Origin of the sequence: Winogradskyella pacifica (assembly GCF_003386275.1) — a bacterium.
Classification (GTDB): domain Bacteria; phylum Bacteroidota; class Bacteroidia; order Flavobacteriales; family Flavobacteriaceae; genus Winogradskyella; species Winogradskyella pacifica.
In genome coordinates, this window is sequence record NZ_QREI01000004.1 from 235,818 (window position 1) to 257,897 (window position 22,080).

At 32.8% G+C, this 22,080-nt stretch carries 19 protein-coding genes; 17 read left to right on the plus strand and 2 right to left on the minus strand.

Features of this window, described 5'->3' with window-relative positions:
- Window positions 1–188: 188 nt before the first annotated feature.
- Window positions 189–2,051, minus strand: a complete 1,863-nt coding sequence (locus DFQ09_RS10545; RefSeq protein ID WP_115810099.1) for an ABC-F family ATP-binding cassette domain-containing protein — start codon at window positions 2,049–2,051, stop codon at window positions 189–191.
- Between the two features lie 102 nt (window positions 2,052–2,153).
- Between DFQ09_RS10545 and DFQ09_RS10550 the strand changes: the two genes are divergently transcribed.
- The 13 genes from DFQ09_RS10550 (at window position 2,154) to DFQ09_RS10610 (ending at window position 16,119) form a co-directional block, all read left to right on the plus strand.
- Window positions 2,154–2,954, plus strand: coding sequence for a polysaccharide biosynthesis/export family protein (locus DFQ09_RS10550; protein ID WP_115810101.1), 801 nt, complete (start codon window positions 2,154–2,156; stop codon window positions 2,952–2,954).
- Between the two features lie 5 nt (window positions 2,955–2,959).
- Complete coding sequence (locus DFQ09_RS10555) at window positions 2,960–5,434, plus strand: polysaccharide biosynthesis tyrosine autokinase (protein WP_115810102.1); 2,475 nt, start codon at window positions 2,960–2,962, stop codon at window positions 5,432–5,434.
- Window positions 5,435–5,557: 123 nt separating this feature from the next.
- Entirely contained in the window at window positions 5,558–6,148 is a 591-nt protein-coding gene (locus DFQ09_RS10560) for a sugar transferase (RefSeq protein ID WP_115810365.1), read from the plus strand.
- Window positions 6,145–7,440, plus strand: a complete 1,296-nt coding sequence (locus DFQ09_RS10565) for a nucleotide sugar dehydrogenase (protein ID WP_115810104.1) — start codon at window positions 6,145–6,147, stop codon at window positions 7,438–7,440. The genes DFQ09_RS10560 and DFQ09_RS10565 overlap by 4 nt, the downstream gene beginning before the upstream one ends.
- Window positions 7,440–8,420 (plus strand): SDR family oxidoreductase, encoded by a 981-nt coding sequence (locus tag DFQ09_RS10570; RefSeq protein WP_115810106.1) that lies wholly within the window; start codon window positions 7,440–7,442, stop codon window positions 8,418–8,420. The genes DFQ09_RS10565 and DFQ09_RS10570 overlap by 1 nt, the downstream gene beginning before the upstream one ends.
- Window positions 8,421–8,939: 519 nt before the next feature.
- Entirely contained in the window at window positions 8,940–9,803 is an 864-nt protein-coding gene (locus DFQ09_RS10575; RefSeq protein WP_115810108.1) for an ABC transporter permease, read from the plus strand.
- Window positions 9,804–9,871: 68 nt separating this feature from the next.
- Window positions 9,872–11,119: an ABC transporter ATP-binding protein gene (locus tag DFQ09_RS10580; RefSeq protein WP_115810110.1), complete on the plus strand. Its 1,248-nt coding sequence runs from the start codon at window positions 9,872–9,874 to the stop codon at window positions 11,117–11,119.
- Window positions 11,113–11,955: a sulfotransferase gene (locus tag DFQ09_RS10585; RefSeq protein WP_115810112.1), complete on the plus strand. Its 843-nt coding sequence runs from the start codon at window positions 11,113–11,115 to the stop codon at window positions 11,953–11,955. The genes DFQ09_RS10580 and DFQ09_RS10585 overlap by 7 nt, the downstream gene beginning before the upstream one ends.
- On the plus strand, window positions 11,948–12,589 hold the full coding sequence (locus DFQ09_RS10590; RefSeq protein WP_115810114.1) for a sulfotransferase: 642 nt from the start codon (window positions 11,948–11,950) through the stop codon (window positions 12,587–12,589). Before DFQ09_RS10585 ends, DFQ09_RS10590 begins: the two co-directional genes overlap by 8 nt.
- The gene (locus DFQ09_RS10595) at window positions 12,586–13,659 is read left to right on the plus strand and encodes a DegT/DnrJ/EryC1/StrS family aminotransferase (RefSeq protein ID WP_115810116.1); all 1,074 of its coding nucleotides are present in this window, start codon (window positions 12,586–12,588) and stop codon (window positions 13,657–13,659) included. The genes DFQ09_RS10590 and DFQ09_RS10595 overlap by 4 nt, the downstream gene beginning before the upstream one ends.
- A complete protein-coding gene (locus tag DFQ09_RS10600; RefSeq protein WP_115810117.1) occupies window positions 13,656–14,306 on the plus strand; it encodes an acetyltransferase in 651 nt (216 codons plus the stop codon). Before DFQ09_RS10595 ends, DFQ09_RS10600 begins: the two co-directional genes overlap by 4 nt.
- 14 nt (window positions 14,307–14,320) lie before the next feature.
- A complete protein-coding gene (locus tag DFQ09_RS10605; RefSeq protein ID WP_181897168.1) occupies window positions 14,321–15,208 on the plus strand; it encodes a glycosyltransferase in 888 nt (295 codons plus the stop codon).
- Window positions 15,208–16,119: a glycosyltransferase family 2 protein gene (locus DFQ09_RS10610; RefSeq protein ID WP_115810121.1), complete on the plus strand. Its 912-nt coding sequence runs from the start codon at window positions 15,208–15,210 to the stop codon at window positions 16,117–16,119. The genes DFQ09_RS10605 and DFQ09_RS10610 overlap by 1 nt, the downstream gene beginning before the upstream one ends.
- A 104-nt stretch (window positions 16,120–16,223) precedes the next feature.
- On the opposite strand, the gene DFQ09_RS10615 is transcribed toward DFQ09_RS10610, so the two are convergent.
- Window positions 16,224–16,973 carry a hypothetical protein gene (locus DFQ09_RS10615; protein WP_115810123.1) on the minus strand — a complete coding sequence of 250 codons (750 nt, stop codon included), beginning with the start codon at window positions 16,971–16,973 and terminating at the stop codon, window positions 16,224–16,226.
- Between the two features lie 1,488 nt (window positions 16,974–18,461).
- Between DFQ09_RS10615 and DFQ09_RS10620 the strand changes: the two genes are divergently transcribed.
- The 4 genes from DFQ09_RS10620 (at window position 18,462) to DFQ09_RS10635 (ending at window position 21,925) form a co-directional block, all read left to right on the plus strand.
- Complete coding sequence (locus DFQ09_RS10620; protein ID WP_115810125.1) at window positions 18,462–18,677, plus strand: hypothetical protein; 216 nt, start codon at window positions 18,462–18,464, stop codon at window positions 18,675–18,677.
- A 195-nt stretch (window positions 18,678–18,872) separates the two neighbouring features.
- Window positions 18,873–19,820, plus strand: coding sequence for a glycosyltransferase family 2 protein (locus DFQ09_RS10625; RefSeq protein WP_115810127.1), 948 nt, complete (start codon window positions 18,873–18,875; stop codon window positions 19,818–19,820).
- A 222-nt stretch (window positions 19,821–20,042) separates the two neighbouring features.
- Window positions 20,043–20,984, plus strand: a complete 942-nt coding sequence (locus DFQ09_RS10630; RefSeq protein WP_115810129.1) for a glycosyltransferase family 2 protein — start codon at window positions 20,043–20,045, stop codon at window positions 20,982–20,984.
- The gene (locus DFQ09_RS10635) at window positions 20,984–21,925 is read left to right on the plus strand and encodes a glycosyltransferase family 2 protein (protein WP_115810131.1); all 942 of its coding nucleotides are present in this window, start codon (window positions 20,984–20,986) and stop codon (window positions 21,923–21,925) included. Before DFQ09_RS10630 ends, DFQ09_RS10635 begins: the two co-directional genes overlap by 1 nt.
- Window positions 21,926–22,080: the final 155 nt, after the last annotated feature.

Genomic DNA, 22,080 nt, shown 5'->3' on the forward strand with positions numbered 1-22,080 from the left:
CAGAGTTGCTGAGTTTGGAAGTCTCAAAGTTTCATAGTTTGGGAGCTACGGAGATTAATTTATAAACTTCGTGTTTATTGGTAAGTATTATTTAATTACAACGCTTAATTGTTTTCTGTGACCTTAAATAGATACTTTTCCTAACCATCTAACCATCTAACCATCTAACCATCTAACCATCTAACCATCTAACCTTCGAGCTTTTCAGCCAATTCAAACCAACGCATTTCTTTTTCTTCAATGGTATCAATAACCACTTGTAATTTTTCTGAAAGTTTACTGATTTGGTCTTGACTTAATTCAGGATTAAGAAACTTGGCTTCTAATTCGGTTTTATCTAATTCTAAAGATCTTATTTTAGAGGCTAAGTTTTTGTATTCCTTTTGTTCGTTATAATCTAATTTGTTGGCTTCGTTTTGCTTTTCAGCTTTGGAATCAATAACTTTTTCTACGACTTCAATTTGTTTGGGTTGACTTTCGTCATAGGCTCTAAAATCGGAATAATTTCCTGGGAAATCATCAACAACTCCTTGACCTCTAAAAACAAACATGTGGTCTACAATTTTATCCATAAAGTAACGGTCGTGAGATACCACTAATAATACTCCTGGGAAATCCATTAAGAAATCTTCAAGAACATTTAACGTTACAATATCTAAATCGTTAGTAGGCTCATCCAAAATTAACACATTCGGATTCTGAATTAAAACAGTACATAAGTACAATCGTTTTTGTTCACCACCGCTTAGTTTTTCAACAAAATCCCATTGTTTTTTTCTGTCGAATAAAAACTTTTCTAGTAATTGTTGTGCGCTAATTTGTCGGCCTTTGGCTAATGGAATATACTCGCCAAATTCTTTAATAACATCAATAACTTTTTGGTTAGGTTTGGCTTTAATGCCGCCCTGTGTATAATAGCCAATCTTAACGGTTTCACCCAAAACAACTTTACCGCTATCTGGCTGTGCACTTTGGGTTAAAAGATTTAAAAATGTAGACTTTCCAGTTCCGTTTTTTCCAATGATTCCAATACGTTCACCTTTTTTGAAGGTGTATTCAAATTCATTTAAAATCGTTTTGTCTTTAAATGCTTTTGAGACTTTATGAAACTCTATGATTTTACTCCCTAGACGTTCCATATTAATATCCAATTCTATGGTGTGATCGTTACGACGTTGGTGTGCTTTTGATTTTATTTCAGAGAAATCATCAATTCTACTTTTAGATTTTGTGGTACGCGCTTTAGGTTGGCGACGCATCCATTCGAGTTCTTTTTTAAAGAGTTGTTTGGCTTTACCAACTTCAGTAGCTTGATTCTCTATTCGAGCTTCTTTCTTTTCTAAATAATATGAATAATTTCCTTTATAGGTGTGTAATTCACCATGATCTAACTCTATAATTTCATTACAAACACGTTCTAGGAAGTAACGGTCGTGCGTTACCATGAATAGTGTTTGTTGTGTTTTAGCGAAATACTCTTCTAACCATTCTATCATTTCTAAATCTAGGTGGTTGGTAGGTTCATCGAGAATTAAAATATCAGGTTTGCTTAAAAGTGCTTGTGCCAATGCTAAACGCTTTTTCTGTCCACCAGAAAGTGTGTTAACTTTCAGAGAAAGGTCGTCTAATTTTAATTGCGATAAGGTTTGCTGGTATTGTGTTTCAAATTCCCACGCGTTATAGCGATCCATACCTTCAAATGCTTTTTGATAGGCATCTGCATCTTCTGGATTTTTTAAAGCCTGTTCATAGGCTTCAATGATTTTTAAAACCGGGATGTCAGAAGCGAAGATGGTTTCTTCGAGTGTAAGGTTAGGATCTAAATCAGGTTCTTGATCTAAAAATGCTAAACGCAATCCTTTTCTAGCGACGATCTGTCCATCATCTGGAGTGTCCTTTCCAGCTAACATTTTTAGGATGGATGTTTTTCCACTTCCATTTTTAGCCACAAAAGCAATTTTCTGATCTTTATGGATACTGAAAGACAAATTTTTAAAGAGCACAAGCTCTCCAAAAGATTTTGATATATTTTCTACGTTTAGGTAATTCAAGGTGTTTTTTTTGCAAAGAACGGAAATAAACCAAAAAGAATCGTATTAGTTTTGATATTAGTGTTGATACATTATATTTGTGTTCAAAGATCCATTGTATTTATGAAGCATATTAGGCTTTTAATTATTGTTCTGAGTTGTGTTGTTGTATCGTCTTGTATCCCTCATAAAGACACCATTTATTTGCAGGTTAAGGAGGGTGCTATCAATGATACTATTCCTAATAATCTTAGTGAAATTCAGAAACCTTATCGTGTTCAAGTTAATGATATATTGAATATACGTGTTAAGGCATTGGACCAAGAAACGGTATCTATTTTAAATCCAGTAGGTGATGAGAATTTAAATGCTACTAGTGCAGAACGTGCCTTTTTTGATGGCTTTATTGTAGATGTACATGGAAATGTAAGAATGCCAACACTTGGTTATATTAATGTCTTGGGATTTACCACAGAAGAGATTGAGAAAGCTTTAGAGCAAAAACTATTGGAAGAGCAATTTAAAGAAACTGCTAATATTTTTGTTACGGTAAAATTGGCAGGTTTGCGTTACACCGCGAATGGTGAAGTAGGCTCGCCTGGGAGCCAAGTGTTGTATACCGAGCGCGTGAATATATTTGAAGCGATTGCCAATGTTGGAGAAATCCCTGTAACAGGTAATAAAAAGGATGTTTTAATTATTAGACAATATCCTCAAGGTCAGCAAATACATCATTTAGATTTAACAGATATAAGAGTGATGCAATCTCCTTATTATTACATACAACCCAATGATATTATTTATGTAAAACCTTTAAAGCAAAAGTCACTTGGTACCGGTGAAACAGCACTCTCAAGTATTGCTGCGATAGCTTCGATACTTTCTTTACTTACTACAGGAGTTTTACTTTATTCAAGACTATAATACACATGAAAGATTATGACGATTTAGAAGACCAAGATTCGCAAAGTATAAGTTTTGATTTTAGAGGTTATCTTTTTAAAGTATTAAATCTATGGAAATTTGTATTGATTTGCATTGGCGCAGCTATGCTAATCGCTTATTTTATTAATGTAAGAAAGCAAAATGTTTACCGCTTAGATTCTTTAATTTCTATAGAAAACGATCAGAATCCATTTTTTACGGCTAATACTAGTATATCCTTTAATTGGGGAGGAACCTCTGGAAAAGTCGGTAAAGTAATGACCGCTATAAAAACGCGTACCCATAATGAAATTGTTGTGGATTCTCTTCAGTATTATATGGATTACCTAGAAGAAGGTAAGTACCGAAAAATAGATATTTATAAAAGCGCGCCTTTTGAATTTATTATAGATAAATCTAAAGCTCAAGCATTGAGCTACCCAATTGGGATACGGTTTTTAAATGCCAATGAATTTGAGGTCTTTACTGCATTTGAAGAAGCAAGTGTTTCTACACAAACCTATGGAGATAAATCTAAATCTACAGCAAAGGTGCCAACAGGCGTATTCACAAAAAAAAATAAAAGTGGTGAGGTTATTGCGTTACCATTTTTAAATGGTCAAATTATAGTAAAGCCGGAGCGTAGCATTACACCAGGATCGGAATATTATCTTCGGTTTAGTAATTTTGATGGAGTGGTTAATAGTTACAAGTCTAGTGTTATGATTACCCCAGTTGGGACTTCCGCAGGTTCTATTTTAAATTTACAGTTGGCAGGTCATAATAAAGCTAAAATTGTAGATTACCTGAATGCTACTTCTGAAATTTTGAGTAAAACCGAGTTGAAGCGTAAAAACCTATACGCCACGAACACCATAAAATTTATTGATAGTAGTTTGGCAGCCGTAAATGTAAATCTTGAAGATTTTACGGATGAGATGAATACGTTTAGAAGAGATAACAAGGTGTTTGACGTAAGCACTGAAATCTCTCAAATTTCAGAGGAGCTGCGCCAATTTGAATTGGAAAAGCAAAATGAAGAATCGAAACTAGATTATTTAAATAACCTTGAAGTTTATTTAAACACTAAAACTGATTATACTAATATAGCAGCTCCTACGAGTGTTGGTATTGAAGAAGGAAACGTACTTGGTGGTGTTTCCAAGATTGTTGCTTTGGCAGCAGAGCGTCAAAATTTAGAATATACCACTAAAGAGGGGTCAGGGCTTTTTAAAGAGTTGGATCGCCGAATTGATTCTGAAAAAAATGTATTGCTTGAAACCATAGATGCTACCAAAGAAACGATTGGTGTACGAATAAGAACTTTGAATAGTAATATTGCAACTTTAGAATCAAAATTAAGTGGATTACCAGAAGATGAGCAACAGTTTTTAAGGATTCAACGAAAATTAGATCTCAGTCAGGAAGCTTATGATATTTACCTAGCAAAACGCAGTGAAGCTGCTATTGTAAAAGCGGCAAACATTTCTGATATTACTGTAATTGATGAAGCTAAAGATATTGGAGGAGGTTTAATAGGGCCTAATAAGAGTCTTAATTATATGATGGGCTTAATGCTAGGCTTTTTTCTTCCGATGTTATTAATTTTTATTGTCTATTTGTTAGATAGTACCATTCATGGATCTGATGAGATTGCCCGATTGTCTAAAATCCCTATATTAGGTTTAGTCGGTAAATACCGCTATAAAAATAATTTGGTAGCTTTTGAAAAACCGAAATCTGCCGTAGCTGAATCTTTTAGAGCCATCCGTTCGAGTTTACAATTTATTTTTAAAAATAAGAGAACAGGAGCTCATAAGGCAGATACATTAATGGTAACCTCTTCTGTTAGTGGAGAAGGAAAAACATTTACATCCATTAATATTGCTACAGTCTATGCGCTTTCAGGAAAAAAAACCATTTTATTAGGTTTGGATTTACGTAAGCCAAAAATCTTTGATGATTTTAATATTACTAATGAGAAAGGTGTGGTTAATTATCTTATCGGAGATGATACCTTTGACAATATTGTTACCCATACACAAGTTGAGAATTTGGATGTTGTTCCTTCTGGCCCAATCCCACCTAACCCTTCGGAGTTATTGATGAGTGATAAATTAAGGGAGCTTATTAGTATGCTTAAGCAAGAGTATGATATCATTATTCTAGATACTCCTCCTTTAGGTTTGGTTACAGATGCCTTAGAATTAACGCAATATGCAGATGCCACTATATTTATGGTCCGATTAGACTATACAAAAAAAGGTATGCTTCAATTGGTAAATGCTAAACATCGAAGTGGAGAGCTTAAAAACGTAAGTTACGTGCTCAACTTTTACAGGCATAAAAACAACAGTAATTATGGTTATGGCTACGGCTATGGCTATGGTTATGGCTACGGTGTCTATGGTAGTACGTATCACGAAAAAGATGATCAGTCTATTCTTAAGAAGATAAAAGAGTTTTTGAAGCGGATCTAGTTGTTGGCTTTTGGCCTTTAGCTGTTGGCTGTTGGCTGTTGGTTGTTCATAAAATTCAATTTGTCTTCTTTTGAAGTTAGGGCCAGAGCTGTAGGTTTTTAAATGGTTTTTAACAGTATGCTTATGATTAGTAAATCGCAACTTAAAGTTAAACGTATTTTTGATGTTGTCGTTGTCATACTATTTCTACCATTACTTATCTTTCCTATTATTTTATTAGTACTCATTGCTACAATAGACACTAAAAAATGGGGAGTCTATTCTCAACTTCGTGTTGGTCAGTATGGAAAACTTTTCAGGATTTATAAAATTAGAACTTTAGTAGATGGAGACCATCAATTAGGGCAATTAGAAAGTAGTGCAACTTCTATAGGTAAATTTTTAAGGCAAACTAAATTAAATGAATTACCTCAGCTTTATAATGTCTTAATAGGTGATATGAGTTTTGTTGGTCCGAGACCTGATTTGCAGGGTTTTGCTGACGAATTAACTGACGACGATCGCATTATTTTAAAAGTCAAACCAGGAATTACTGGTCCGGCGACCTTAAAATACCGAGATGAAGAACAGCGTCTAAAGCTTCAAAATGACCCAGAACACTACAATAGAACGATTATATGGGTTGATAAGGTGAAAATCAATAAAAAATACGTTCAGAATTATAGTTTTTACTTAGATTTGAGACTTATTTTAAAATCTATTTTAAACAAATGAATCATTCAGAAGATAAAATTGCAATAATTGGATTAGGTTATGTTGGTTTGCCACTTGCTGTAGAGTTTGCAAAAAAATTCTTTGTCGTTGGTTTTGATATTAATAAACAGCGCATCAGTGAATTAAATACAGGATTAGATAAAACCTTAGAAGTTGAAAATGATCATTTAAAATCGGTATTAACGTCAGATTTAAATGCTAGCAAAGGTCTTTATATTACAGATGATATAGAAGCATTAACCGTTGCTAATTACTATATTATCACAGTGCCCACGCCTACAGATGCTTTAAACAAACCTGTGTTTACTCCTTTAATAAAGGCTAGTGAAACAGTTGGAAAAGTATTATCTAAAGATGATATCGTGGTTTATGAGTCTACGGTTTATCCTGGAGCAACTGAAGATATTTGTATTCCTGTATTAGAGAAAACTTCTGGACTCGTTTATAATAAAGATTTTTATGCAGGGTATTCACCAGAACGAATTAATCCAGGTGATAAGGAGCATACGGTCACAAAAATATTGAAAGTTACTTCTGGTTCTACTCCAGAAATAGCCATAAAAGTTGATAATCTTTATAAAAAGGTTATCGTTGCAGGTACGCATATGGCACCTTCAATAAAAGTGGCGGAAGCTGCAAAAGTAATTGAGAATTCGCAGCGTGATATCAACATTGCCTTTGTTAATGAATTGTCTAAAATCTTCAGACTTTTAGGTATTGACACTAAGGCTGTATTAGAAGCTGCAGGAACCAAATGGAATTTCTTAAAATTCTCACCAGGTTTAGTAGGTGGGCATTGTATTGGAGTCGATCCTTATTATTTGGCACAAAAAGCGATAGAATCTGGTTATGATCCTGAGATTATTTTAGCAGGTCGTAAGATGAATGACAGTATGGGAAGCTATGTGGCTACCGAAACGGTGAAAATGATGATTAAAAAAGGAGCCACTATTAAAGGTTCTAAAGTGCTTGTATTAGGAATTACCTTTAAAGAAAATTGTCCGGACATTAGAAACTCTAGAGTTATTGATATTATTGAAGAATTAGAAACATACGATGTTAATGTCGATGTCTATGATCCTTGGGCTTCTGCAGAAGAAGTAAAGCATGAGTATAAATTAGATTTAATCTGTGAATACACTGAATTAAGTTCTGAATACGATGCGGTAATTTTAGCGGTCTCTCATAACCAATTCTTAAAATTAGATATCACGAAATTAAAATCACAAACAGGTGTTGTTTTCGATGTAAAATCATTACTTCCTTTAGACACCGTAGACGCTAGACTATAATGTATTCAAATCCACATCATACCGCAGACCTTTCTAAATTAAGTTTTTTAATCACAGGAGGTGGAGGCTTTATTGGCTCTAACCTTACGGAATACTTATTAAAGTATAAAGCTAAAAAAGTACGTGTTTTAGACAACTTTTCTAATGGTCATCGCGAAAACTTAACTGAATTTATGGATAACCCAGCCTTCGAATTGATAGAAGGCGATATCCGTGATTTAGAAACATGTAAAAAGGAGATGGAAGGTATAGATTATGTCTCTCATCAAGCCGCTTTAGGTTCTGTGCCGCGTTCTATTAACGATCCGGCAACTACTAACGAGGTTAATATTTCAGGGTTTTTAAATATGATGATTGCGTTGAAAGATAGTTCAACCGTAAAACGTATGGTCTATGCGGCGTCTAGCTCAACGTATGGAGATAGTAAAGCTTTACCAAAAGTAGAAGACACTATAGGAAAACCCTTATCACCATATGCCGTAACAAAATATGTGAACGAGTTATATGCAGATGTTTTTGGTACTACTTATAATACTGATGTTATTGGCTTACGCTATTTTAATGTGTTTGGACCAAAACAAAGTCCGGATGGTGCATATGCAGCGGTAATTCCTTTATTTATGCAAGCGCTTAAAGATAATGAGCCTTCTAAAATTAATGGTGATGGTGAGCAAACCAGAGACTTTACATTTATAGATAACGTTGTTCAGGCTAATGTAAAAGGATTTTTCGCATCAAAAGAGGCTAAGAATGAGGTTTTTAATGTGGCTTGTGGTGAGCGTATTACGATCAATTATTTATGGGAATCTTTGCGCATTGCCGCCAATTCTGAATTAAAAGCTATTTACGGACCTAATAGACAAGGTGATGTTAGAGATTCTTTAGCCGATATTTCTAAAGCGCAAAACTTGTTAGGTTATGAACCAAAATATACCGTAAGAGAGGGGTTGAAGATCACTTGGGATTCGTTTGATTCTTAATATACGCTTTTCTGCGTGTTGAACACTCCTTTCTTCACCTCGTTCCTCTGGAATTTTTCCCATGCGCCAGCTCGCCCCTTCACTAAAATAGTCCGCAGGTCTATTTCCATACGTTCGGTCGTCCTCTTTGAAAAAAAAAGAGGGGAGCGGGATTAGGTGGTTCTATTTGACATTGTTTTCTGGAATTTGCTTTTTTTTTATCATCTATACTTTTCTTTTAATAAAGTGGCAGAAAGTATGGCTGGTGGTTTATTTTATAGTTTGCTGTTACTTTTAAAATTCTTTTTTCTTATAATTTGAACCAGAAAGTTTATTGTTTATACAACTTATTTGGGTTTCCTAAATGTGCTCCTCCCTTTAGTTAAAGGGAGGTGGCTGAATCGCCTTAGAAGGTTCAGACGGTGGGCTTGCACTTTTGCCTCATTTCACAACAGTTTAAAATCCTATTTTATTCTTTTGTCTGTGTTTTAGTATCTCTATGGAATTACTATATTTACCCAACAAAAAACAAGAGTCACATTGAGTAAGATAGAAGATGATGGTTGGTTGTATACCATTTCCTCAGAACGTAAATTAATAGATTTTAATTTTAAGGAGATTTGGCGTTATCGTGATTTACTGATGTTATTTGTAAAGCGCGATGTGGTAACCGTATATAAACAAACGGTTTTAGGGCCACTTTGGTACTTAATTCAACCGTTATTTACAGCGCTTACATTTACGCTTATTTTTAATAAGGTTGCCAATATTGAAACAGGCACAGTACCACCTTTCTTATTTAACCTTGCGGGTGTTTCTATTTGGAATTATTTTAGTACTTGTTTGAGCTCTACAAGTGACACCTTTAAGACTAATGCTGCCATTTTTGGAAAAGTCTATTTTCCGCGTATCATAGTTCCTTTATCTATTATTATGTCTAATTTGATGAAGTTCGGGATTCAACTACTCATCTTTATCGCTTTTTATATTTATTATTATTTTAACGGTGCTGCCATACATTTAACAGCAAGTATTTTGTTTTTTCCTTTTATAGTCTTACTCATGGGCTTACTTGGTTTAGGTATGGGAATGATTATCTCTAGTATGGTGACTAAATATCGTGACTTAAAATTTTTAGTTGGTTTTGGTGTACAGTTGTTAATGTACGTGTCTGCCGTGATGTATCCCTTAGCTTTAATGCGAGAGAAATTACCAACCATTGCGTGGGTGGTAGAATATAACCCATTGGCATATATTATTGAAACTGCCCGTTATATGTTGTTAGGGACAGGTACTTTTAGCTGGTTTGGTATTTTATATACTGTAGGTGTGACATTGCTCATACTATTGCTTGGCGTTATTATTTTTAATAGAACGGAGAAAACATTCATTGACACGGTTTAAGCTATTGGTTTTGAAGGGGGTGACAAAAAAGAATAAAAAAAATACAATAAAAAATAAATAGAATACCTATGGTTATTTTAAAAGCCGATAATATTAGTAAACAATACAGACTAGGATTAGTGGGTACTGGTACTATTAGCCACGATCTAAATCGATGGTGGGCTGGTATTAGAGGAAAGGAAGATCCATATTTAAAAGTAGGTGCTGTTAATGACCGTAGTACTAAAGCCGATAGCGATTATGTTTGGGCATTAAAATCTATTAACTTTGAAGTGCAACAGGGAGAAGTCCTTGGTATCATAGGAAAAAATGGTGCTGGGAAATCTACGTTGTTGAAGATACTCTCACGTGTTACTATTCCTACTACAGGCGAGATAAAAACTAGAGGTCGTATTGCCTCTTTATTAGAAGTTGGTACAGGTTTCCATCCTGAACTAACAGGTCGGGAAAATATTTATTTGAATGGTGCTATTTTGGGTATGACCAAAGCCGAAATAAAAGTCAAAGAATCTGAGATTATAGAATTTTCTGGTTGTGAACGTTATGTAGATACCCCAACTAAACGCTACTCTTCTGGAATGCGTGTACGTTTAGCTTTCGCAGTAGCCGCTTTTTTAGAACCTGATATTTTGGTGATTGATGAGGTGTTGGCAGTTGGTGATGCTGAGTTTCAGAAAAAAGCTATTGGGAAGATGCAGGATATTTCTAAAGGTGATGGTAGAACGGTATTATTTGTAAGCCATAATATGGCAGCTGTAAAAAGTTTGTGTACGCGTGCTATTGTGTTGGAACATGGAACTACTGTTTTTGAAGGGGGTACTGATGAGGCTGTCGATTTTTACTTAAAAGAAAGAAAGATCTCAGACAAAATTGATTACAGTAGATTATCTTCTTCAAATATAGAAATTAAGTCCATTAATGTTTTTGCAAGAAACAAGAATATTGGTCAACCAATTTATATGAATGACAATGTTATTATTAAGGTAGATTTTTTAAAAAAAAGTAATGAAAATATTGGATTAAATATAAGAATAAAAGATGACTCAGAAAATTTTCTTTTTACTCATGGTAGTTTAAATGATATAAACAATAGTAATGATATTGGGGAGTTAACCTATTTAATAGAAATACCTAAAAATATACTTAATCAAGGAGAGTTTTTGTTGGATTTTGGATGTGTCATAGGCAAGTCTTTTCATTTTATTGAAGAAAATATACTATCATTTGTTATTAACCCAGAAAACAAGGAACTTGGAAGTTATATGGGGAAATCTAAAGGTGTATTCAACTTAAAACTAAATTGGAAAAAATGTTAACATTTGGTAGACTAAAACCTAAATTTATGATTTTAGGTGTGCAAAAAGGTGGTACAACATCTTTACATGAATATCTTGTACAGCACCCAAGTATTTTAGGTCCTACAAAAAAGGAATTGCATTTTTTTGATTCTTTTCAGCCTTTAAATATAGACGATTATCATAAAAATTTTCCGTTTAAATTAGTTACTAATAAAATGACTTTTGAATCAACACCACGTTATATATATTATCCTGATGTGGCAAGAAAAATTTATGACTACAATCCGAATATGAAATTTATTGTAGTATTGAGAGATCCTGTGAAAAGAGCATATTCTGCATGGAATATGTATAAGCAAATGGGCGAGAGTGAAAGTATGAGGAATTTTTTTAAAAAAAATGAAATAACGTCTCCAAAAGAAATATTTTTCTCGTTATTATACAGTAAAGAGACTTTTCCAAATTTTTTAAAAATGGCTAATTATGAGTTAGATAATGAATTAAATTCTAATTTTATTGAACCTTCCATTATAAGAAGAGGTTATTACAAGGAGCAAATAGATACTTATTTAGAGTATTTTTCTCTTGAAAATTTTTTGTTTATTGATTCTTCAAGTTTAAAAAATAGAACCTTCGAAGAGTTAAATAGAGTAGCATCATTTTTAAATATTTCTGATTTTAATAGCTTAGAGCTAGATTTGGAGATGAAACATCAAAGAGTGTATTCAGAACCGTTAAGTGTTGAGATATATGATGAGTTATTACTTCATTTTCAAAATAAAAACAAGGGGTTAGAAGAGTTGGTTAATCTTAATTTTGAATGGATGCGCAATAAAGCGAGTATACATGTTTAGTAAGAATAGAGAGAAAATATTTTGCATAGGCTTCAATAAAACTGGAACTACAACTATTGAAAAAGTTCTTAAAGATTTTAATATTAAATTAGGGAATCAGAAAGAGGCTGAAGTTCTTATGCCTAATTGGTATGAAAGAGACTTTAAAGCAATTTTTCATTATGTAAAAAGTGCAACCGCTTTTCAAGATATTCCTTTTTCATTACCTTATACTTTTATAGCATTAGAACAGAAATTTCCTAATGCAAAATTTATACTTACTGTTAGAGATAATGATGAACAATGGTATAATTCAATAAGTAAATTTCATTCAAAATTATGGTCATCTGATGAAAATGTACCCAACGTAAGCGAACTTAAAAATGCGCCCTACCGCTACAAAGGTTTAGCCTATGAGTATGTTAAACAGGTGTTTAATACGCCAGATGAGGATTTATATAATAGGTCTATTTTAATGAAGACTTATAATAATCATAATAATCTTGTTAAGGACTATTTTAGAGCACATCCAGAAAAGCTCATCGTTATTAATACGTCAAATAAAGCGGATTATTTTAGACTATGTGATTTTTTAAAAGAGAAACCATTGCATGATAATTTTCCATGGGAAAATAAAACTAGTGATATAAAATGATAAACGTTACCAAAACATTTTTACCACCGCAAGACGAGTATCAAGCCATTCTAAAAAAAGCTTGGGATACGGGGTGGATGACAAATAGGGGTGTTTTAGTGAAAGAGTTAGAGCATAAATTACAATCCTATCTTGGTATTTCAAATATCATTGCCATGACTAATGGTACTTTGCCTTTACAAATAGCAATAAAAGCATTGGGGTTGCAAGGTGAAATTATAACCACACCTTTTAGTTATGTAGCGACAACTAGTAGTATCGTTTGGGAAGGTTGTACTCCTGTCTTTGTAGATATAGATCCAAATTATTTAACTATTGATGAAACGAAGATCGAAGCGGCCATTACATCTAAAACTACAGCAATTTTGGCAACTCATGTTTTTGGAAATCCATGCGATGTAGATGCCATTGCTGCCATTGCAAAAAAACATAAGCTGAAAGTGATCTATGACGCTGCACATTGTTTTGGGGTCACTTATAAAGGGCAATCTCTTTTTAATTATGGTGATGTCAGTACCTGTAGTTTTCATGCTACTAAGTTATTTCATACCGGTGAAGGAGGTGCTTTGTTTTGCAAACCAGAACATTTTGAAGCTTTGTATTCTCATCATAATTTTGGACATGATGGGCCTGAATCTTTTCAAAGTTTAGGGATTAATGCTAAAATGAGCGAGCCACAAGCGGCTATGGGTTTGGCAGTATTGCCCTATATGACAAAAATCCTCAAAGAACGAAAGGCAATTGTTGAGAGTTATAATCAGGCTTTTGAGCCAACAAGTTTGCAATTGCTAAAGATTAGAGTCCAAACCAATTGGAACTATAGCTACTATCCTGTGATTTTTGAAAATGAGAGCCAGTTGTTGCGTGTAAAACAAGCATTAGAATCTCATTCTATTTATCCGAGACGTTATTTTTACCCCTCTTTGAATACACTTCCATATGTTAATCCTTGTAGTTTGGCTGTTTCGGAATCTATATCGTCTAAAGTTTTGTGTCTACCATTATTTGCTGGTCTAGCAACTGAGGATTTAAACCAAATTATTAATATTGTAAAAGAACAGTTGTTATGATAATAGTTGGCGCTAAAGGTTTTGCAAAAGAGATTTTGCAAATAGTATCAGTAGATATGGGTTTCTCTGATAAAGACATTGTTTTTTTTGATAACGTAAGTGTTGATTTACCTTTAAAACTATATAATAGATTCAGGATATTAACTTCTTTTGAAGAGGTAGAAACCTATTTGTTAAAAACGGAAGATAAATCTTTTGTTTTGGGATTGGGAAATCCATTATTAAGGAAAAATTTATTTGAACAATTTACGCAATTAGGAGCACAACCAATTTCAATTATTTCGAAAAATGCCGAAATTGGTAATTTTGACGTTGATATAAAAGTTGGGGCAACTATTCTGTCAGGTGTAAAAATATCTAATTCTGTGAATATAGGTATAGGGTGCTTAATTTACTATAATTCAATTGTTACACATGATTGTATTATCGGAGACTTTGTAGAAATATCACCTAATGTAAACATACTTGGTAGAAGTAGTATTGGGGATAATTCATCTTTAGGAGCATCTTCTGTAATTTTACCAGATACTACCATTGGTAATAATGTAGTAGTTGGTGCTGGTACTGTTGTTCTTAACGATGTCCCAAATAATAGTACAATAGTAGGTGTGCCAGGTAGAATTATTTCAAAAGAGATAAAGATATGATGGTTTCGGTATGCATGATTACTTATGGTCATGAAAGATATATTTTACAAGCATTAACAAGTATATTAAACCAAACATGTGATTTTGAATTTGAAATAATACTTTCAAATGATTGTTCTCCTGATAATACAGATTCAATAGTTCTCGATTTTATCAATAAAGAAAACCTATCAAATAAGATTAAATATTTTAGTCATGAGCAAAATTTAGGTATTACACCCAATTTTGTTTTTGCACTTCAACAATGCAAAGCTAAATACATAGCAATTTGTGAAGGCGATGATTATTGGACAGATTCTTTAAAATTACAAAAGCAAGTAGATTTTTTAGAACAAAACAATAGTTTTTCAGGAATAGCTACAAATTCGCTTGTAAAGTATGAAGGTTCCACCAAAGAACATTTGTTTAAGAAAAAACTAAAGTCTGAGCTACAAACAAATGACTTGTTAGAATCTAGACATTTTCATACAGCAACGTTTATGTTTAGAAAAACAGCATTTAGAAATGATTTCCCAAAACAAGTTTTATCAGCAGATAGAACTTTATTTTTATTAGTGTCTTGTTTTGGTTCTATTAAGTTATTAGACGATGTGACTGCTGTATATAGAAAAAATGATGGTGGTATTTCTCGACAGGTTACTTCTAAACAAATGAAATTGGATTATAATATCGCAAAGTATATTAAGAATTATAATTCGGATTTTAATCTTTATAAATTAAAAAGTTTTATTTCTAAAACGGTATTAGAGTATTCTTTTAAAGTTTATTTTGTAGACTTTGTTAAAGCTTCTATATATCTTACTTATTTTAATGTTAAAGAAAGAAGAGGTGTAAAAGGAAAGACTAAATCAATAAAGCAAAGTTTAAAATTGATTAAAAAAAATTGTGTAAAAATTGGATAATGATTAATACATATATTATTATAGTTACCTACAACGGCATGCAATGGTTAGAAAAATGTTTAAAAAGTTGTACTAACTATCCTGTTATTATAGTGGATAATGCTTCTACAGATGAAACCGTTTCTTTTATCGAGACCAATTACCCAGATGTTACTTTATTTAAACAAGATAAAAATTTAGGTTTTGGACAAGCTAATAATCTAGGGATTCGGTATGCTCTAGATCAAGGTACAGAGCATGTTTTTTTACTCAACCAAGATGCTTATTTGATAGATTCTGTTTTGGATGATTTAGTAGATTTTCAAAAAGAGCGTCCAGAATATGGGGTGTTGAGTCCTATACATATTACAGGGGATCAGAAAAAATTAGATAAAAATTTTTCTAACTTTATGCTCAAAGAATACAGTGGTCAGTTTTATTCTGATTTTGTATTGGGCAATAAATTGCATGATGTATATGAAGTACCTTTTGTAAATGCAGCAGCTTGGTTAATTTCTAGAAAATGTTTAGACACTATTGGAGGTTTTGATCCTTTGTTTTTTCATTATGGTGAAGATGATAATTATTGTCAGCGTGTACTATATCATGGTTTTAAAATAGGGGTTTTGCCAAATATTTATATCATTCATGATAGAAGTGATCGAGTGGTTTTTAAAACGTTGATATTTAGTCCTGAATATTATGGTAATTTAGAAAAAGGGTATAAGGTTACTTATGCGAATATAAATTCAGACAATACACTAGAATTAAAAATAAAGAAACTTAAAAGAACGATTCACAAACTTCAATTACAAATGAAATATGAAAGAGCTCAAGGCTATAAGAAGGAATTAGCTCTATTATTGGCCATAAAACCTTTGATAGAAAAAAGTCGAAAGGTAAATAAAGTCTATGGCCCTCATTACCTGTAAGCTAAAGATGTTAGGTTAGTTTTGCTAAATAGTTCTTAATGGGCTTAATTGAATACAAAAACGGACGCCAAAAGCGTCCGTTTATCGTTTACACAGTTTAACTGTTACAACACCTCCAGGATTTGCAACGCATTGAATGTTCCGTTTTTAAGCGGATATTGTATGTTGTTTATTTCTTGAAAGAATGCTACTTTTAATAAGTAAAAATTTTGACCTGTACCAGTGGCAGGAGCCGTTGGTGTTAAGGTTATCGTAGACGTAGTTCCATTAATTGGTAACACCTCTACATTACTTATTTGAAAGTCTTTTTCTAAGGTTCCGAAATCTAAATTTAGAAACCCAGCTGTAAACTCTACATGTGTTGCTCCAGTAGGAACCACTAATTTTTGAATGGGAGTGAAGTTACTAATCGTTACTTCACCTGTAGCGGTATCTAAACCGTAGTCGGACAGTAATACTTCTGAAAGGCTAGATTTTCGATTAAAATTAAAACCTCTGAATGGTATTTTGCCATCAGGTGTTGTAATGCCAGTGGCTACATTTCTGCTTCCTCTTGCAGAGGTAAGGTCAAAATTCTTAACCTGCGTCATCAGTTGTGTGACTCGCGATGCTAATTTATTATCCTTAGCATTAGAGACGAGATCTATAATAGCGCGTCTCAGTATTTTACCACTGGTGGCGCTAGATCCAAATTCACTATTGTTTTCTCGCGTTCTTTCGAAAGCGGGATCGCTTTGGATTCTGTTTTTACTTACTCCTCCTTTGGTGCGTACTTGATATCCATCTTCTGTTTTATAGAAGTTAACATCGTCTAAAGTGCTTTGCACTTTGAATAGGCTTTTATATTTTGCCATTTTTTCTAAAGTTTATGTATGCATTCTTTTTTTAGCATACGGGTTATACAAATTAAGAGGGTTAACACAGTAGTTTATTAAAGGTGCACTTAAGCATGAGCTCCTGCTTAAAAATTTCAATACAGACTACTGCATTACCTTCTTATGGGCTAAAGTACTATGGGTTTGAAGTCCTCATTTTTGTTTTGGGTGTTTTTGAGGATTTTGATATAAAGTTTATTAATGTGATTGATTTTTAGGGTTTTGTGGGTATTTGTTGCTGTTTATGAGGTTTGGGTTCTATAGGTTTGTTTTTAATCAATTTGTGCTTTTTGATGTTTTTGGTGGTTTTTGGTGTTGGGAATTATAGGTTTTATGGTACGGACTGGGTATGAAGTATGTAGGGAGTATGTAGGGAGTATGTAGGGAGTGCTTGAACACCCCTTTCTTCACCTCGTTCCTCGGGAATTTGCCCATGCACCAGCTCGCCCCTTCACTAAAATAGTCCACAGGACTATTTCTATACGTTCGGTCGTCCTCTTTGAAAATAGAGGGGAGCAGGATTAGGTAGTTTGTTTAAGCTGTTTTTATGCTTGTTCCTCGGGAATTTTGCCTTTACGCCAGCTCGCCCCTTCGCTAAAATAGTCCACTGGACTATTTTTATACGCTTGGTCGTCCTCTTTGAAAAAAAAAGAGGGGAGCTTGGGTTGGGTTGTTCTTTTGGGATTCGTTTTTTTTCTTTTGTATTTTCATTATAACGATGGGGTCTGGGTTTTGAGTGTTTAGTGGGGTTGGGTTTTATGTTTATGAAATTTTTTGTGCTTATTGAGGTGGCTGTTACACCCCTTTCTTCAACTCGTTCCTCGGGAATTCATTCCCCTCTTTAAAAAAAAGAGGGGAGCGGGATTGGATGATTCTTTTTTTGATTCTTTTCTGTATGCTGCTTATTTGGCCTTTATACTTTTCTTAAAAAAAAGAGGAGTTAGATTTTAAGTAATTGTTGGGGATTTTGATGATGGGAGCGAGCGTTTTGATTTCTTTGGAGAAATCACACCTCGTTTTTCTTGAATTCGGATAGTTATTGGGCGGGAAGGTTTATTGAGGTTGAGGCTTGGGGGTTAATTTATTTAAGATTTTTTGGGTGGCGTTGGAGGGAAATAATAGGGGGGCTTATGGATTGTATTTTTTAAGTGTGTTATAACTATAAGAAAAAAATATTAATTATCCTTATTGTAATAGTGATGTTCTCTTCTTTAATATCAATGTGCTTTGATGTCATTCAGGATTGTTATTAGGTTTAAGTGGTTAATAATGCGATGAATTGTAGTATTATGTTAAGAAAAGACTTTATTATGTTAAGAACTTGTGAGCAATGTTTATAATTATCTTTTTTTAATTCCAGTATTTGGATTAATTTGCATGTAGTTAACTATCAAATCATTAAAGCCAAGAATATGAAAATCCGAAGTAAAGTACCAAGAGGAAGACGAATTAAAAGTTTATTAACAAATGAAACAACTATGCATATACCCTAAAGAAGTTGCTGTTATTATAGGTAAGTCCCAAACTACCGCGCAGACATTAGTACGGACCATAAAAGATATTCATGGTAAAGCCAAACATCAGGCTTTGACTATACGTGAGTTTTGCAACTATATGGATCTACCTTATGAAGAGACTTTTAATATGATTAATAATATTCCGTTAAAACAAGAGAGTGCTTAGGCTTTCTGTTTATTGCAGGTTTATTGTTTTATTAGGTTTTTTGACTTCATTTTTTTGGTGCCTTTTTTTTTATTCTACTTTATTGCTGAAGATTTTCAAGTTTAGCATTGTTTCTTTTAAAGCTTATCTCCCTTTTTTTCTTTTTTGTGTTTGGTTTTCATCTGACTTTGTATTTTAGTACCGTAATTTGTACTTATGTCAAAACAACCCCTTGTTTCTATTATTATTCCCACATTTAACCGTGCTCATTTAATTGGTGAAACGCTAGATTCAGTGTTAGCACAGACCTATCAAAATTGGGAGTGTATTGTCGTGGATGATGGTAGTACGGATGGAACTGACCTATTATTAGCTACCTATTGTCAACAAGATTCAAGAATTCAATACCATCATAGACCTAATAATCGACTTAAAGGAGGGAATACTTGTCGGAATTATGGATTTGAATTGAGTAAAGGGGAGTTTATCAATTGGTTTGATAGTGATGATCTGTATTTACCTGATGCGCTTAAAACGATTAGCTCTGCATTTAAAACAAATACGGATGTCGTTATAAGTCCGATGGCTAGATTTGACGGAGAGACAAAGCACTATTTAGGGGTGAATACCATAGAGAAAGTACCACTGATTCCGGCCTACTTAGTTGGGGAAGTTGCCTTTTACACTGATGGTCCTACTTGGAAACGTAGTTTTTTAGAGCAGCAAGAGTTATTATTTGCTGAAGATTTACCAATTATTCAAGATTGGGATTTTAATTTGCGTATGTTATATCAAAATCCTAATATCGTTTTGCTTACAGATGCTCTAATTAAGTATCGTGTTCATAATCAGTCTTTACAAAAACAATTATCTAAGTTAGATATGATTTTAATCGCTGAAGATTTTAAAACAAGATTTAAGCATTTAGACTTGTTAGCTCAATATTATCCAGAAGGTGTTCCTATTTTAAAACAATTTATTTTAGATCGACGTAAACATTTTGTGAAATTAGCATTTACTAGAAAAGATATATCTAAAATGAGTTTAGCAAAAGATTTAATACAAACTCAGAAATCACATCACGATTATATAGGCGTTATTAAAACTTATCTAGGGTTATGGTCTTATAAATGTTTTGGAAGAGGGTATTGGTTTTTTAGGTGAGGGCTGTAAGAAGTGATAAGTGGAAAGTGTAAAGTGGGAAGTGTAAAGTGTAAGGTGGGGAGTAAAAAGTAAAAAGTCAGAAGTTGCTTCTTGATACAACCTTTTTTTGCAGCGCTGTATTAAGTTTTTGAAGAGTTGATTTTCTAAAAACCACTAATTATCAATTTTCAACTACCAACAAAATTACTATCTTAGCCCACAGCTATTAAAACCTTTATTTTCATGACCAAACAACCTTTGGTGTCTATCATTATTCCCACATTTAATCGAGCACATTTAATTGGTGAGACTTTAGATTCTGTATTGGCACAGACTTATCAGAATTGGGAGTGTATTGTAGTAGATGATGGGAGTACAGATGGTACAGATCAACTTATAGCTAGCCACTGTGCGAAAGATTCACGATTTCAATATCATCATAGACCCACAGATCGTTTGCCTGGAGGGAATGCGGCTCGTAATTATGGGTTTGAGGTTAGTAAAGGGGAGTATGTTCAGTGGTTTGACAGTGATGACTTGATGCTACCAAATAAAATAGAAGTTAAAGTTAAAGCAATTATAGGAAAAAAGGTAGATTTTGTTGTTTGCGAAAATGCAGAGATTTACTCGTTAGAGCCTTATAAATATAGAAAACGATGGTTGATTAAAACAGAAGGAAATACGTTACTCAATCATTTAAAAACAAATGTCGCATTTACTACAGCGGGCCCTTTTTTTAAAAAAAACTTTTTAAAAGATAAATTATTATTTGATGAACGCGTTCTAATTGGCCAAGAATGGGAGTTTTATTCTAGGTTATTATGTTCAAAACCAAAAATCGATTATATAGATATTGTACTTTATCATTTTAGAAATGTAGAGAATGGAATTAGAGGATTAAAATCTGAGGTTAAAATTTTAAATCGTGCAAAGACGGAAATTAACTTATTTAAATATATAAATAAATCTAAATATTTTGATGAAACGATATATCTAGACGATTATAACCGTTATAAGTTTTTTTTGATTTATAATAAGTTTGTTTTTTTGCGTAATAATTTGTCATGGAGGGTTGCTGTATTATATATCATAAAAGGTTTACGAACTGTACATAAATCGTATTATTTTAGTTCATTAAGAAAAGTTGTTTTTAATCCTAAATTAGGAAAGTTTTTATTTAAGTAATGAAAAAAGATTTAGTGTCTATAATCATCCCGACTTATAACCGTGCTCATCTTATTGGAGAAACTATAGCATCTATACAGCGACAAACTTATACTAATTGGGAGTGTATTATTGTTGATGACTCGTCGACTGATAATACTGAAAAAATTCTATTAAATTATATAGAAAAAGATAAAAGAATAGCATTTTATCATAAACCAGATAATTTACTAAAGGGCCCTTCTGCATCACGAAATTTTGGGTTTATAAAAAGTAATGGTACTTATATTAATTGGTTGGATAGTGATGATGTAATGCATCCTGAAAAGTTAGAAACAGACTTGAAAAACATACAATCTGGTGATTTTGATTTTACGATTAGTCAATCTGCTTTTTTTAAAGACGACGGTAAACCTAGTAAAAAATATTGGAATAAAAACCTATGGAGTGATGATCCTATTAACGATTTTATTTTAAAAAAAATAGGTTGGGGTATTAATAATCCGTTATGGAAAAGAGATAGTTTAATTAATAGTGACTTGAAATTTGATGAGGATTTAATCACTGCGGATGATTATATGTATCATATTCAAGTCTTATTATTTAAACTAAAACCAAACGTAAATCAAGAGGTCTTGGTTTTTAATAGAGAGCACGGAAATAGGTTAAATGATTTTGGCAGAAAAGCACCGTTTAAGCTTAAAAATAACATATACTTAATGAAGAATAAAGAGAGTTTTACTCTGAATGATGATGTTAAAGCGTTTTTAAACAGACAATATATTAGGCAAGTTTCAAATCTATTAAAGAATAAAGATATAAAATTAGCACGGAATTATATTAAAAATAAAAACTTAAAATTTTACGATTTAAAGACGAATACTGAAGTTAGGATGCTTTATTTTAAAGGTTTAATTTTTAAATTAACAGGAATTGGTTACGAGTTTTTAAAAGTCAAGTAATTTCATTAAAGGTTGGCTCATTGTAATGAAGTTAAATAATTCATATAACGGAGTATTATACAATTTATAAAAGGTTTACATCATAAGAATAAAACCCTATTTAATATTAATTAGATTGATGCTTTTAAGCACGAGTGAAGTTAAATCTTTTATTG